The following is a 12,683-nucleotide window of genomic DNA, read 5'->3' as shown; positions in this document are numbered from 1 at the left end:
TTGAGTCCTATCTGTCAGGACGTCCGGGGAAGCGAGTCAGTTGCAGCGGATTCGGCCGGAATCAGCAGGACGCGGCGAGCCGTCCCTGCCGTGCCTCCACGCGCGCGCTGTGGGTGCCGTACAGGGTCACCGAGACGACACCGAGGACCGCGACGAGACCGATGAGCACCGTGCCCGGCCACCCGCCCGCGTGGAACGCGATCGCGCCGAGCGTGCCGCCCGCGCTGCTGCCCAGGTAGTACGCGGACTGGTAGAGGGCCGAGGCCTGCGCCCGGCCCGTCGTGGCCGTACGGCTCACCGAGGAGGAGGCGATCGCGTGCCCCGCGAAGAAGCCGGCCGTGATCAGGACGAGGCCCGCGAGGACCGCCGGCAGCGCGTCGGAGAGCGACAGCAGCAGGCCCGCGGCGGTGGTGGAGACCGCCAGGTAGAGCGCTCCGCGCCGGCCGAGCCGGCCGACGAGCCGGCCCGCGGCGGCGGAGGAGACCGTGCCGACCAGGTAGATCAGGAAGATCGAGCCGATCACGCCCTGCGGCAGCGAGAACGGGGCCTCGACCAGGCGGTAGCCGATCACGGTGTACACCGCGCCGAAGACCGTCATGAACAGCGCGCCGATCACGTAGAGACGCATCAGCAGCGGGTCGGCGAGGTGCGTCCGCACGGTCCGGGCGAGCGCCTTCGGGTTGAGCGTGCCGGGCGTGAAGTGCCGTGCCTTCGGCAGCAGCGCCCGGAAGGCCAGCGCGCACAGCAGGGAGGTCAGGCCGACGGCGGCCAGACCCGCCCGCCAGCCCCACATCTGGGCCACCCAGCCGGTCACGAGACGGCCGCTCATGCCGCCGATCGAGTTGCCCGCCACGAACAGGCCGATCGCGGCGATCAGCGCCTTGGGGCGGACCTCCTCGGCGAGGAAGGCCATCGCGGAGGCCGGAAGACCGGCGAGCGCGGCGCCCTGGATCGCGCGGAGGGCGATCAGGGACTCCAGGTTCGGGGCGAGCGGCACGAGGAGCGCGATGCCGACCGCGACCGACAGGGAGGCGATCATCATCGTGCGCCGTCCGAAGCGCTCCGAGAGGGCGCTCAGCGGGAGCACGCACAGGGCGAGGGCGCCGGTCGCGGCCGAGACCGTCCAGGAGGCGGCGGAGGCGGAGGCGCCGAACTCGGCCGAGATGGCCGGGAGGAGGGCCTGCGTGGAGTAGAGGAGCGCGAAGGCGGCGAGGCCGGCGGCGAAGAGCGCGAGGCTCATGCGGCGGTGACCGGGCGTGCCGGGGGCGAGGCGGGTGTCGGCAGGGGCGGGGCGGGAGTCGGCGGACGCGTGGGTGGCGGCCGCCTTGGTACTGGCGGGAGGCATGTCTCGAACGTAGGACGACCCGCCTCATGCGTCCAATGCACGGAACTGCTGTAATCGTTCCCATGGTGCATGAGTACAGGTCACAGCTTCGCCTGTCACCGAACAGTAACGAAGAAGACATGGGACTGCTGCTCGCCCCGCGGCTCGCGTACTTCGCCGCGGTCGCCCGGCACGAGCATGTGACCAGGGCCGCGGCCGAGATGGGCGTCCCGCAGTCCACGCTCTCCCGCGCGATGGTCCGGCTCGAACAGGACCTCGGCGTCACCCTCTTCGCCCGCCGCGGCCGCACGGTCTCCCTCACCCCCGCCGGGCGCCGCTTCCTCACCGCGGCCGAGCGGGCCCTCGCCGAGGTGGAACGGGCCGCCGACACCGTACGCGCCGACGCCGACCCCACCGCGGGCCGCGTCGCCTTCGGATTCCTCCACACCATGGGCTCCGAGACCGTCCCCGGTCTCATCCGCGCCTTCCGCGTCGACCACCCGAGGATCCGCTTCACCCTCGTCCAGAACTACGGCGAGGCCATGATCGAACGGCTCCGGGCCGGCGACCTCGACCTCTGTCTGACCTCGCCGGTGCCGGACGCCCCCGACCTCGTCGCCCGGCGCCTCGACGAGCAGCGGCTCCGCCTCGTCGTCCCCGACGACCACCGGCTCGCGGGCCGAAAGCGCGTCCGCCTCGCCGAGGCCGCCGACGAGACCTTCGTGACCCTGGAACCGGGGTACGGGCTCCGCCGCATCACCGACGACCTGTGCGCGGACGCCGGCTTCAAGCCCCGGATCGCCTTCGAGGGCGAGGAGGCCGAGACCCTGCGCGGCCTGGTCGCCGCCGGCCTCGGCGTCGCCCTGCTGCCCCCGCCGGCCGTGCCGCGCCCCGGCGTCGTCGAACTCACCGTCACCGCGCCGCGCGCGGTCCGCGAGATCGGCGTCGCCTGGCTGGACGGCCACCCGGACACGGCCCCGGTGGCCGCCTTCAAGAAGTTCCTGCTCGGCAGGCGCGGCCACCTGCTCCCGAAGGAGCCCGCCGCGCCCCTGCGCACGGAGGACCCCTCACCTCCGGAGTGAGCCCCCGAAACCCGCCGAGAGCGGCATCCGCAGGCCCAGCGGCGGGGGAGCGGCCATCGCGTCGGTCACCGGCCGGGCGAACGGCCGCCCGAAGAGCGCGCCGAGGACGAAGTCGGCGGCGAGCGCCCGCACCTCGTCCGCGTACTGCCGCAGCGCATGACCGTCCGAATGCACCTCGAACCGGCAGGTGTCGCGGTTCGCCTTCTTCGCCCGCTCGGCGTACCGGAACGACAACTCCGGGTCCGTACGCGCGTCGTTCGTGCCGTGCACGAGCAGCACCCGGCGCCCCACCAGCTGCCGTACGGCCTCCGGCTCCGCCGCCATGTCGTCCTCCGGCAGCCAGGGGGCGAGCGCGAGGACCGCGCCGACCGCGCCGTGCCCGGCGGCCCGCAGCGCCGCCCTGCCGCCGAGGCCGTGGCCGACGAGGCAGACCGGGACGTCGCCGTAGCGCCGTACGGCCTCCTCCACGGCCCAGGAGGCGTCCGCCGCGAGGTTCGCGTCGGTGCCGTTCCAGCCGCGCCCGCGGTAGCGCACCACATGGGCGGCGAGCCCTTCGGACCGGCCGGCCCGGACCAGTCCGCGCCCGAGCGGCAGCATCGCCGCGTGCGCCGGCGTGGAGGCGCGTCGCCCCGACACCGGCTCGCCGTCCGGAAGGAGCAGCACCACGCCGCCCACCGCCGCCGACGTGCGGGATCCTCCAACAGGCCGACCGAGCCGGGGTCTCCGGGTGTCGGGCGGCCCCACGAGTGCGAAGTGCGCCATGACAGAACAGTCTCAGAAGGAGAGGTGTACGCCAGTCGTACGCGCGGTCTCTGTTACGTATCGTCCGGCGGGGCACCCTTGTCCGGCCGGTTCAGTACGTGACGGTGATGCGCCGCGCGGGACCGTCGACGCGGATCGGGCCACCGCACGGGAGCACCAGCTGCGGGTCGGTGTGCCCGAACTCGACGCCGAAGACCGCCATGGTCTCGGGCGCGTACTCGCCCAACGCCCGTAGCACCGCATCGCGTTGGGACTTCCGGTAGGCGGCTCGGGCCGAGGCCTCCAGCGGCTGCTCGAAGCTCCAGCTCTTGGGCCTGGCCATCAGTACGGCCGGGAACTGCCGCAGCAGTCCGCGCTCTCCCATGTTCCGCAGGATCCGGTACACCTCGTCGGCGACCGGCATCTCCTCGGAGGTCTCCAGGTAGAGCACCTGCCCGGCGTACTCCTCGACCGGCCGGATCTCCCGGTCGGCCATCAGCATCCAGGCCAGGATCTCCAGGCAGCCGCCCCAGCCGGTCCCGGTGACGACCCGGTCGGCGTTGTGCCAGGACCAGCCCTCGCCCGGCTCCATCACCGGTTCGCCGTCGAAGGTCTCCGGCGTCTCCCACGACCCGTTGACGTCGCCGACGTCCGCCGAAGGCGTCAGCTCGTACGGACCGGAGCCGAGCAGCGCGGCCCGCAGGGAGTCCGCCGTCCGCGGGTGGAGCGCCCCGGGCCGGCCGAGCTCCACCATCACCGAGCCACCGTGGTAACTCACGATGCCGAGGTTGCGCAGGAGGAGCAGGAGGTTGGTGTTGTCGCTGTACCCGAAGAACGGCTTCGGGTGCGCGCGGATCGACTCCCGGTCCAGATGGGGAAGCACGGTGATCTGGTCCTCGCCGCCGATGCTCGCGATGACGGCCTTGATCTCCGGGTCGGCGAAGGCGGCGTTCAGGTCGGCGGCACGCTCCCGGGGCGTCGAGCCCCAGGCGCGGGTGGTCGGGTACTCGACCGGGACCAGACCGAACTCGTTCCGCAGCCGGTCGAGCCCCAGCTCGTAGGGGAGCGGGAGGAGCCCCGGCAGGGCGCTCGACGGGGAGACGATCGCGACCTTGTCGCCGGGGCGCGGCTTGGGCGGGTACACGGGTGTCGACATGCGGCTACGCCCTCTCGAAGCAGTGGATGGTGTCGGCGACGGCGAAACCCTTCCGCCCGTACCAGCGGTGCGGCCACTTCGCCTTGTTCGCGCTCAGGAAGCGGAGGTCGCAGCCTGCCTCGGCCGCCAGGTGCAGCGCCGTGTCGAGGACCCGTCCCGCATGGCCCTGTCCGAGGTGCGCCTCGGCGGTGACCAGGTCCTCCATCTGGGCGATGCCGGACTTCGGGTCGAGATACAGGTCGACCCAGGACGCCACCTCGCCGTCCTCGGTGTGTGCGGCGAGGAACCGTACGTCCTCGGCGGCCCCGAGCCGGGCGGCCCGCCGCTCCACCAGGTGGTGGACCTCCTCGTCGGACACCCCCGGAGCGAACCGGCGCCAGGCCTCCGAGGCCGGCGCGCGCAGCTCCTCGACCCCCACCCTCCGGGCCCCGCCGTGGGCCGGGACCGGGCCGGTGTGCCGCATGAGGTAGATGGCCGCGTGTGTGTAACCGGCCCGCTCCAGCGGACCTCGGCAGGCGGCCGCGACCTCGTCGTCGATGACGTACACGAGCCGGTGCGAGAGATGGCCGAGCAGTTCTTCAGCCCGCGTGGGCAGCACCTCGGGGTCGGTCGAGCCGTCGACCAGCAGGTGGTTGTTGCCCCGGGAGTGCGTGTACCGGTCGTCGAGCGCGGCGAAGCCACCGGGGAAGTCGACGACGCGGTCCGCCTGGCGACGGTGGAACTCGGACAGGAAGCCGTGGATGCGCGGCAGTTCGGAGTCGGTCGGTCGAGAAGTCATTCCGACAGCCTAGGAGTCGACCGGCCGGCGCGCCGGTCCATATCGGCTGCGAGGGCGGAGGCCGGGAGCACGGTGTCCTCGGGGTCGGCGGCCCGCGTGGCAGGGGGAACGACCGCCACACGGGCCGCCGGACGGCGTCGGCGGCGGTCGCGTGTGCTCGCGGGGCGCCGCCTCCTCCCTCAGGTCGACGGCCGCGTCGACCGGGTGGGAGCTATCGGGTGGGCGTGGTCAGGGCGGTCTTGCCGGTGGCGCCCTTGGTGCCGGTGGTGGCCGTCGTGCCGGTCGCGCCCTTGGCGGTCGTGGTCTCGCCGGTGGCGGTCCGGCCGATGAGCCCGGTCGGACCGACGAGACCGGTCGGGCCGAGGAGTCCCGCCGGGCCGAGGAGCCCGTTGGGACCGAGCAGCCCGTTCTCGCCGCTGAGAGACACATCCCCCAGGAGCTCCGGAGCGTAGTTCACCTCCTGGGAGCAGGAGCCGAACGTGCTGTTCTGACAGCTGTGGTCGAGGCTCTGGTTCGACTGGTCGGTGTCGGCCTGCGCGCCGCCGATCATGCCGAGCGACAGAGCGCCCGCAGAGAGTGCGACGAGCAGTCCACGGATGTACCGCATGCCACGTCCTTCCATGGTCCGGCGGGTTTCGGCTCCCGCCGTGATCGCCCCACGTAACCGTGAGCAGGCGGGACCCGTTGCACACGGAGAAGCCGGTGTCGTCTCAACAGCGCAATAAGTCGTATACGCGAAGGTCTGAACGCGCGTCACTCTTCCCCGACGTGCGGTCGACGCGGGGGCGGAGCGCCCGCGGGCGGGGGAGAGCGGGCATGGACCCTGTGCCGTGGGGCGCGCTCTACGCGCGTAGGGGCTAGAGTGCGAAAATGACGAGCCAGACCCCCAGCGTCCCCACCGCGGACCAGATCCGCCGTGCCCCGAAGGTGCTGCTCCACGACCACCTCGACGGCGGACTGCGCCCCGGCACGATCATCGAACTCGCCCGGGAGCAGGGCTACGCGCAGCTCCCCGAGACGGAGCCCGACAAGCTCGGCATCTGGTTCCGCGAAGCCGCCGACTCCGGGTCCCTCGAGCGGTACCTGGAGACCTTCGCGCACACCTGCGCCGTCATGCAGACCCGTGACGCCCTCTTCCGCGTCGCCGCCGAGTGCGCCGTCGACCTCGCCGAGGACGGCGTGGTGTACGCGGAGGTGCGCTACGCCCCCGAGCAGCACCTGGAGGCCGGCCTCACCCTGGAGGAGGTCGTCGAGGCCGTCAACGACGGCTTCCGCGAGGGCGAGCGGCAGGCCAGGGCGAACGGGCACCGCATCCGCGTCGGCGCCCTGCTCACCGCGATGCGGCACGCCGCCCGCGCCCTGGAGATCGCCGAGCTCGCCAACCGGTACCGCGACACCGGCGTCGTCGGCTTCGACATCGCCGGCGCCGAGGCCGGCTACCCGCCCACCCGCCACCTCGACGCCTTCGAGTACCTCAAGCGGGAGAACAACCACTTCACGATCCATGCGGGCGAGGCCTTCGGACTGCCCTCGATCTGGCAGGCGCTCCAGTGGTGCGGAGCCGACCGGCTCGGGCACGGCGTCCGGATCATCGACGACATCGAGGTCGCCGACGACGGCTCGGTGACCCTCGGACGGCTCGCCGCCTACGTCCGCGACAAGCGGATCCCGCTGGAGATGTGCCCCTCCTCCAACCTCCAGACCGGAGCCGCGGCCTCGTTCGCCGAGCATCCCATCGGTCTGCTCCGCACCCTGCACTTCCGGGCCACGGTCAACACCGACAACCGGCTCATGAGCGGGACCAGCATGAGCCGCGAATTCGAGCTGCTGACCGAGGCATTCGATTACACGCTCGACGACATGCAGTGGTTCACGGTCAATGCGATGAAATCAGCGTTCATTCCTTTCGATGAACGGCTGGCCATGATCAACGAGGTCATCAAGCCCGGATATGCCGAGCTGAAGTCCGAATGGCTGTTCCAGCAGACCGCCACCACCAGCGACTCTTCCCGTACGGCGGGCTGAACAGCACCTCGTCAGGAGGAACCGAGCGGCCGGGAGAAGCGCGACACCCGGCCGCTTTCCGGTGTTTGCGGCCGGGTCGATCACTGGTTAGGTTGCAGAGCCGCTCTGCATTCCCAGGATTTCCCCGCCCGGCTTTCCCGGAAGCCCCCGGATTCCCCAAGGAAGATTTTCAGATGAAGCAGTCTGCCGCCAAGAAGCTCGGTGTCGCCGCTCTCGGTGCCGCTTTCGCCGCTGCCGCCGCCGGCACGGCCTCCGCCGCCCCGGTCGCGCCCGCCGCCCCCGACGCCCTCGGCCTGGTGACCCAGACCGTGCCGGTGGGTGACGACCTCACCAAGCTCCCCGACGGCGCCGCCGAGTCCCTCGGTGCCGGCCAGGGCGCCCTCGGCCAGGGCCTCGACCAGGGCGTGAAGACCCTCCCGGCCGCCGCCGGGCAGGCCACCCAGAGCCTCCCGCTCGACGCCGCCGCCGGTGGCCTCGGCGCCACCCCGCTGGGCGGCCTCCTCGGCGGCCTGCCGCTGGGCGGCCTGCCGATCGGCTGACCCCGGGGCCGTACCCGGCTCCACGTACGCCGAAGGGGCGCGCACCCGGTCTCCCGGGAACGCGCCCCTTCGGCGTAGGTCCGTCACCAGGCCGTGGTGGCCTTCCGCTCGTCCGGCATGAAGATCCACAGGCCGATGTAGATCAGGAACTGCGGGCCGGGCAGCAGGCACGAGACCAGGAAGATCAGACGCATCGTGTTCGCGGAGATGCCGAAGCGCCGGGCCAGACCCGCGCACACTCCGCCGATCACGCGTCCGTCACGAGGGCGGGTCAGTGCGGCCATGGTGGGCTCCTTCGGATTCGGTCCGGGAGCCGCTCCGTCGGGCTCCCGATGACTCCATGGTGCGCCCGGAGGACCCTCCGGGGCGTCGGTCTACCGGGCGATCGGGACCCTGGGAATCGTCGGGGTCGCACCCTGAGAACCCTCGTTCCGCAGCAGGGCGGAACCCCGACCCGGCCTGCTCCCCGCGGAGGAGTCCGCCCGCCCCTCGTCCGACCTGCGACGCAGCCAGACACGGCCGGCCGGGACGAACAGGAGATGGGCGAGCGCCACCCCGGCGGTGTTCAGGAGGACCGAGTCCACGTCCACGACCTGACCGGGCACGGCGGTCTGCAACAGCTCCACCGCCAGGGACACCAGCGCGCCGGCGGCGGTCGTACGGGCGAGGGAGGCCCACCCGGACACATGGAGCCGTCCGTCGGCCATCGGAAGCAGGATCCCGAGCGGGGCGAGCAGCAGCAGCCCCTCGCCGACCAGCCGGACGGCCTCGGCGGTGCCGAGGGCGAAGTCGGCGCGGAGGCCGTCGAGGGGGACGATGTTCGGCGCGGTCACCCAGGCGACGTCCCGTGGGCGCAGGCTGACCCAGGCGACGAGCAGCAGATGCGCGAGGACGAGGGCGAAGCCTGCCACGCGGACGACCATGGCGGCACTGCCGCCCGAACCTTGACGCTGCACGCCCCCCAAGACGCCCCGAACAGCGAACTCGGTTCCCGGACACCCGCCCGGACCCCACGCCTCCGCCCGGCCCCGCCCCGGCGAGCGGGTCGCACCCGCCCCGGCCGACGAGGCCCACACCCGCGACCCGGACCTCCCGAACCACCCCACCGCCCGCGGCGTGGGGGCGTCTGTGGCGGCGGGCTCGGGTCAGTTCGGGGTCGGCGCCGTGGGCGGGGTGGATTCCGGGCGTTCGCGGAGTTCTGTCGTGCACCGGTAGCGCTTCGGGGCGTACGCCGCGCCCGGCCCGCCCAGCAGCACCGACTGTTCCCCGGACCCCGCCGAGCTCGCCGCGAACGTGCAGACCAGCTGCGACAGAGCCGTCGGCGCCAGGTCCTCCGGCTGGCGGCTCAGCCGCAGCGTGCCCGCCGGGTCGCCCTTGTGCCCGCCGCGTACCACCAGCGGGCCGCGGACCGCCGTCGTGTATCCGGCCCGCTGCTCGCTCTCGGAGGGCTCGGCCAGCAGCTGCGAGAGCAGCCCCGACGCCGTGCGCACCGGATCGCCGCCGGCCTTCTCCTCCGGCAGCGAGCGCCGGTCCACCGCCTCCAGCTGCGAGCCGCAGACGAGGAACACCCGGACCGGCACGCCCTGCACCGCCGCGCCCGTGGTCCCCTCCTGGGTCACGCTGCACGGGACGCGGGACGGGGCCGCGCCCGCGTCCACCGGGACCGACGTGGTCCTGATCCCGCAGCCGGTGGCCAGCGCGGTGAGCGCGACGAGCCCGGCCGTCACGGCCGTACGCCCCACTGTGCGGCGTCTCACGCTTCCTCCACCTCGCCCTGGCTGCTGCGGGTCTGCACCTCGCGGGTGATGCCCGACGCGTCGAGCGGCAGCCGCAGGACGAACACCGCGCCGTCCACCGCGCCGTCCTCGCCGACCGAGTTGGCGGCGGTGATCGAGCCGCCGTGGATCAGCGCGTTCTCCATGGCGATCGACAGGCCGAGCCCGCTGCCGTCGGAACGGGGCCGGGACGCGCTCGCCTTGTAGAAACGGTCGAAGACGTGCGGCAGCACCTCTTCGGGGATGCCGGGGCCGTGGTCGCGTACGGCGATGACGAGTTCGTCGTCCTCGGTGCGCACGGAGACCCTGACCGGGGAACCTCCGTGCTTCAGCGCGTTCCCGATGAGGTTCGCCAGGATCACGTCGAGCCGGCGCGGATCGAGCGGTGCCACGATGCCGCGTTCGGCGTCCAGGTCGACCGCGTCGAGCCACGCGCGCGCGTCGATGCACGCGGTGATCTGGTCGGCGATGTCCACCTCGTCGAGGACGAGCCGGGCGGTGCCCGCGTCGAAGCGGGTCACCTCCATGAGGTTCTCGACCAGGTTGTTGAGCCGCCGGGTCTCGCTGACCACCAGGGCGACCGCGGGGGCGATCATCGGGTCGAGGGAGTCCTGTTCGTCCTCCAGGACCTCGGTGACGGCGGTGAGCGCGGTCAGCGGGGTCCGCAGTTCGTGCGACATGTCGGCGACGAACCGCCGGGAGGACTCCTCGCGGGCGCTCATGTCCGCGACCTTCTTCTGCAGGGACTCGGCCGCCCCGTTGAACGTACGGGTGAGGTCGGCCAGTTCGTCGGCGCCGGTGACCCGGAGCCGGGTGTCGAGCTTGCCCTCGCCGAGCTGCCGGGCCGCCTCGCCGAGCCGGTGGACCGGACGCAGCACGGTGGTCGCCGCGACCTGGGCGAGCAGCACGGAGCCGGCCACCGCGAGCGCGGTCGCGATCCCGAGGGACCAGGCGAGCGAGTTCAGGTCGGCCTTCTCCGCGGCCAGCGACTTGAACATGTAGCCGGCGGGGCCGCCGCCGTCGATGCGCGTCCCGCCGACCAGGTACGGCGTCCCGTTCCGCTCCGTACGCTGCCAGAACAGGTGGTACGGGTACGGGTTGGCCTCCGTCACCGGCCGCTCGGTGTCCACGGCCTCGCGCAGCGGGCGCGGCACGTCGGCCAGGGTGAAGTCGTCCGGGTCGGAGGCGCCGACGATCGGCTTGCCCGCGTCCCGCTCGCCGAGCAGCAGCACCTGGTAGTCGGCGCTGCCCGTGGCCATGAGTTCGGCCGTCCGCCGCAGATCCTCCTGCGTGGGCCGCAGCGGCAGCGTCGCCGCCCGGTTCTGCATCTCCTGCCGGAAGTCGTTGAGCGCACCGTCCTGGGTACGCGTCAGGACCGCCTCGCGGTTCAGCCAGTACGCGATGCCGGAGGCGGCGACGGCCGCGGTGAGCGCGACCAGGGCGAAGACGACGACAAGACGCAGCCGCAGGCTGGAGAGACGCAGCCGCGTGACGATCCCCTTGCTCACGCAGGAACGTCCAGCCGGTAACCGACCCCGCGGACGGTACGGATGAGCGTGGGCGAGGACGGCACGTCCTCCACCTTGGCGCGCAGCCGCTGCACACAGGCGTCGACGAGCCGCGAGTCGCCCAGGTAGTCGTGCTCCCACACGAGCCGCAGCAGTTGCTGCCGGGAGAGCGCCTGTCCGGGCCGGCGGCTCAGCTCCAGGAGGAGCCGCAGCTCGGTCGGGGTGAGCTGGAGGTCCTCGCCGTTCTTGGTGACCGTCATCGCGGAGCGGTCGATCACCAGGGAGCCGTAGGTCGCCGAGTCCGTCGACTCCCTTTCCCCGCGCCGCAGGACGGCCCGGATACGGGCGTCGAGGACGCGGCCCTGTACCGGCTTGACGACATAGTCGTCGGCTCCGGACTCCAGGCCCACGACCACGTCGATGTCGTCGCTGCGCGCGGTCAGCAGGATGATCGGCAACTGGTCCGTGCGGCGGATGCGCCGGCAGACCTCGAAGCCGTCGATGCCGGGCAGCATGACGTCGAGCACGACCAGGTCCGGCCGCTGCTCGCGCAGCAGCTGGAGGCCGTCCTCACCGGTCGCGGCGGTGGCCACCCGGTGGCCCTGCCGTGACAGGGAGAGTTCGAGGGCCGTGCGGATGGCGTCGTCGTCCTCGATCAGCAACAGAAAAGGCACGGGCGACATTCTGTCGCATTGGGCCGTCCGAGTTCGACCGCTGGGAGGCGCGCTTCTGTCCGGGCCCCTGTGACACGCCTGTGACAGTCGGCGGACAACGCCATGAAGTCCGATGGGCAAGCTTCTTGGCACACGGACCGAAACACACTCCAACCGACGGGGGGCGCGAGATGAACGCACTGCACAGCACCACCTCAAGCGCAGTAGTCACGCGTCTCCACGACGTCGTGCGGAGCACGGAGAAGTCCGGCGCGGTGAACGGGCGGGGGTGCGTTCGCAGCGTCGGGCGTCAGCGCAAGGCGCCGTACATGGTGGCCATTGCTGACGGGGGAGCGGCGTACGGGGAGGTCACGGGGGAGCGCAACTGTTCGGAAGCCGAGTTCACGGCTTACGTCCAGGAGCGTCGTGCCTCCCTGTACGCCACCGCCTACCACCTCACCGGTGACCGGTTCGAGGCCGAGGACCTGCTCCAGAGCGCGCTGTTCTCCACGTACCGCGCCTGGGAGCGGATCAGCGACAAGGCCGCGGTCGGCGGGTACCTCCGCCGCACCATGACCAATCTGCACATCAGCGCCTGGCGCCGGCGCAAGCTCAACGAGTACCCGACCGAGGAGCTCCCGGAGACGGTGGGCGAGACGGACGCGATGCGCGGCACGGAGCTGCGCGCGGTGCTGTGGCAGGCCCTCGCCCGGCTGCCCGAGCTCCAGCGGACGATGCTGGTGCTGCGCTACTACGAGGGCCGTACCGATCCGGAGATCGCGGAGATCCTGGACATCAGTGTCGGCACGGTGAAGTCGAGCATCTGGCGGTCGCTGCGGCGACTGCGCGAGGACGAGGTGCTCAGCTTCGGCCGTGACGAGGAGGAGTCCTTCGGCGAGCTGGTGGCCTGAAGGCCGGGGGGAAAGACCCACGGGGGCTACGGGGGAAACGGAGCCGTCGGGGGAGCACGGGGGAACCGTACGGGGGTACGGGGGAACAGCGACGCGGGGGGGGGGGGGGGGGGGGGGGGGGGGGGGGGGGGTGGGGGGGTGGGGGGGGGGGGGGGGGGGGGGGGGGGGGGGGGGGGGGGGGGGGGGGCGTT

Annotated in this window: 14 protein-coding genes; 4 read left to right on the top strand and 10 right to left on the bottom strand. The window is 72.5% G+C overall.

Annotated elements, in window-relative coordinates; translation table 11 throughout:
• Window positions 1-61: 61 nt before the first annotated feature.
• The gene (locus ACZ4XX_RS23415) at window positions 62-1,345 is read right to left on the bottom strand and encodes an MFS transporter (protein ID WP_468509806.1); all 1,284 of its coding nucleotides are present in this window, start codon (window positions 1,343-1,345) and stop codon (window positions 62-64) included.
• Between the two features lie 62 nt (window positions 1,346-1,407).
• Between ACZ4XX_RS23415 and ACZ4XX_RS23410 the strand changes: the two genes are divergently transcribed.
• Window positions 1,408-2,406, top strand: coding sequence for a LysR family transcriptional regulator (locus ACZ4XX_RS23410; protein WP_468509805.1), 999 nt, complete (start codon window positions 1,408-1,410; stop codon window positions 2,404-2,406).
• Here ACZ4XX_RS23410 and ACZ4XX_RS23405 read toward each other — a convergent pair.
• The 4 genes from ACZ4XX_RS23405 to ACZ4XX_RS23390 all read right to left on the bottom strand — a co-directional run bounded on the left by ACZ4XX_RS23405 (window position 2,392) and on the right by ACZ4XX_RS23390 (window position 5,688).
• Window positions 2,392-3,168 carry an alpha/beta hydrolase gene (locus ACZ4XX_RS23405; RefSeq protein WP_468509804.1) on the bottom strand — a complete coding sequence of 259 codons (777 nt, stop codon included), beginning with the start codon at window positions 3,166-3,168 and terminating at the stop codon, window positions 2,392-2,394. The genes ACZ4XX_RS23410 and ACZ4XX_RS23405 overlap by 15 nt on opposite strands.
• 91 nt (window positions 3,169-3,259) lie before the next feature.
• On the bottom strand, window positions 3,260-4,303 hold the full coding sequence (locus ACZ4XX_RS23400) for a S66 family peptidase (protein ID WP_468509803.1): 1,044 nt from the start codon (window positions 4,301-4,303) through the stop codon (window positions 3,260-3,262).
• A 4-nt stretch (window positions 4,304-4,307) separates the two neighbouring features.
• Window positions 4,308-5,081, bottom strand: coding sequence for a GNAT family N-acetyltransferase (locus ACZ4XX_RS23395; RefSeq protein WP_468509802.1), 774 nt, complete (start codon window positions 5,079-5,081; stop codon window positions 4,308-4,310).
• Window positions 5,082-5,292: 211 nt separating this feature from the next.
• Complete coding sequence (locus ACZ4XX_RS23390; RefSeq protein ID WP_468509801.1) at window positions 5,293-5,688, bottom strand: hypothetical protein; 396 nt, start codon at window positions 5,686-5,688, stop codon at window positions 5,293-5,295.
• Window positions 5,689-5,951: 263 nt separating this feature from the next.
• Here ACZ4XX_RS23390 and ACZ4XX_RS23385 point away from each other — a divergent pair, with 263 nt between their 5' ends.
• On the top strand, window positions 5,952-7,106 hold the full coding sequence (locus tag ACZ4XX_RS23385) for an adenosine deaminase (protein ID WP_468509800.1): 1,155 nt from the start codon (window positions 5,952-5,954) through the stop codon (window positions 7,104-7,106).
• Window positions 7,107-7,279: 173 nt separating this feature from the next.
• Window positions 7,280-7,645: a hypothetical protein gene (locus ACZ4XX_RS23380; RefSeq protein ID WP_468509799.1), complete on the top strand. Its 366-nt coding sequence runs from the start codon at window positions 7,280-7,282 to the stop codon at window positions 7,643-7,645.
• An 83-nt stretch (window positions 7,646-7,728) separates the two neighbouring features.
• On the opposite strand, the gene ACZ4XX_RS23375 is transcribed toward ACZ4XX_RS23380, so the two are convergent.
• The 5 genes from ACZ4XX_RS23375 to afsQ1 form a co-directional block, all read right to left on the bottom strand.
• The gene (locus ACZ4XX_RS23375) at window positions 7,729-7,929 is read right to left on the bottom strand and encodes a PspC domain-containing protein (protein ID WP_030318354.1); all 201 of its coding nucleotides are present in this window, start codon (window positions 7,927-7,929) and stop codon (window positions 7,729-7,731) included.
• A 90-nt stretch (window positions 7,930-8,019) separates the two neighbouring features.
• On the bottom strand, window positions 8,020-8,568 hold the full coding sequence (locus ACZ4XX_RS23370; RefSeq protein ID WP_468509843.1) for a VanZ family protein: 549 nt from the start codon (window positions 8,566-8,568) through the stop codon (window positions 8,020-8,022).
• A 222-nt stretch (window positions 8,569-8,790) separates the two neighbouring features.
• The gene (locus ACZ4XX_RS23365) at window positions 8,791-9,402 is read right to left on the bottom strand and encodes a hypothetical protein (RefSeq protein WP_468509798.1); all 612 of its coding nucleotides are present in this window, start codon (window positions 9,400-9,402) and stop codon (window positions 8,791-8,793) included.
• Entirely contained in the window at window positions 9,399-10,928 is a 1,530-nt protein-coding gene (locus tag ACZ4XX_RS23360) for an ATP-binding protein (protein WP_468509797.1), read from the bottom strand. Before ACZ4XX_RS23360 ends, ACZ4XX_RS23365 begins: the two co-directional genes overlap by 4 nt.
• Window positions 10,925-11,602 carry a two-component system response regulator AfsQ1 gene (gene afsQ1 / locus ACZ4XX_RS23355; RefSeq protein WP_017239746.1) on the bottom strand — a complete coding sequence of 226 codons (678 nt, stop codon included), beginning with the start codon at window positions 11,600-11,602 and terminating at the stop codon, window positions 10,925-10,927. Before afsQ1 ends, ACZ4XX_RS23360 begins: the two co-directional genes overlap by 4 nt.
• Window positions 11,603-11,772: 170 nt before the next feature.
• On the opposite strand from afsQ1, the gene ACZ4XX_RS23350 reads away from it, so the two are divergent.
• Window positions 11,773-12,492 carry a SigE family RNA polymerase sigma factor gene (locus ACZ4XX_RS23350; protein WP_030318346.1) on the top strand — a complete coding sequence of 240 codons (720 nt, stop codon included), beginning with the start codon at window positions 11,773-11,775 and terminating at the stop codon, window positions 12,490-12,492.
• The last annotated feature ends 191 nt before the right edge of the window (window positions 12,493-12,683 follow it).

The sequence above is a fragment of the Streptomyces sp. NPDC029956 genome, from assembly GCF_055574655.1.
This window is presented reverse-complemented; position numbering and strand designations above follow the sequence as displayed.

Bases quoted from the DNA above. Each gene is read 5' to 3' on its own strand.
- ACZ4XX_RS23415 (WP_468509806.1), bottom strand. From the start codon at position 1,345: ATGCCTCCCGCCAGTACCAAGGCGGCCGCCACCCACGCGTCCGCCGAC.
- ACZ4XX_RS23410 (WP_468509805.1), top strand. From the start codon at position 1,408: ATGGTGCATGAGTACAGGTCACAGCTTCGCCTGTCACCGAACAGTAAC.
- ACZ4XX_RS23405 (WP_468509804.1), bottom strand. From the start codon at position 3,168: ATGGCGCACTTCGCACTCGTGGGGCCGCCCGACACCCGGAGACCCCGG.
- ACZ4XX_RS23400 (WP_468509803.1), bottom strand. From the start codon at position 4,303: ATGTCGACACCCGTGTACCCGCCCAAGCCGCGCCCCGGCGACAAGGTC.
- ACZ4XX_RS23395 (WP_468509802.1), bottom strand. From the start codon at position 5,081: ATGACTTCTCGACCGACCGACTCCGAACTGCCGCGCATCCACGGCTTC.
- ACZ4XX_RS23390 (WP_468509801.1), bottom strand. From the start codon at position 5,688: ATGCGGTACATCCGTGGACTGCTCGTCGCACTCTCTGCGGGCGCTCTG.
- ACZ4XX_RS23385 (WP_468509800.1), top strand. From the start codon at position 5,952: ATGACGAGCCAGACCCCCAGCGTCCCCACCGCGGACCAGATCCGCCGT.
- ACZ4XX_RS23380 (WP_468509799.1), top strand. From the start codon at position 7,280: ATGAAGCAGTCTGCCGCCAAGAAGCTCGGTGTCGCCGCTCTCGGTGCC.
- ACZ4XX_RS23375 (WP_030318354.1), bottom strand. From the start codon at position 7,929: ATGGCCGCACTGACCCGCCCTCGTGACGGACGCGTGATCGGCGGAGTG.
- ACZ4XX_RS23370 (WP_468509843.1), bottom strand. From the start codon at position 8,568: ATGGTCGTCCGCGTGGCAGGCTTCGCCCTCGTCCTCGCGCATCTGCTG.
- ACZ4XX_RS23350 (WP_030318346.1), top strand. From the start codon at position 11,773: ATGAACGCACTGCACAGCACCACCTCAAGCGCAGTAGTCACGCGTCTC.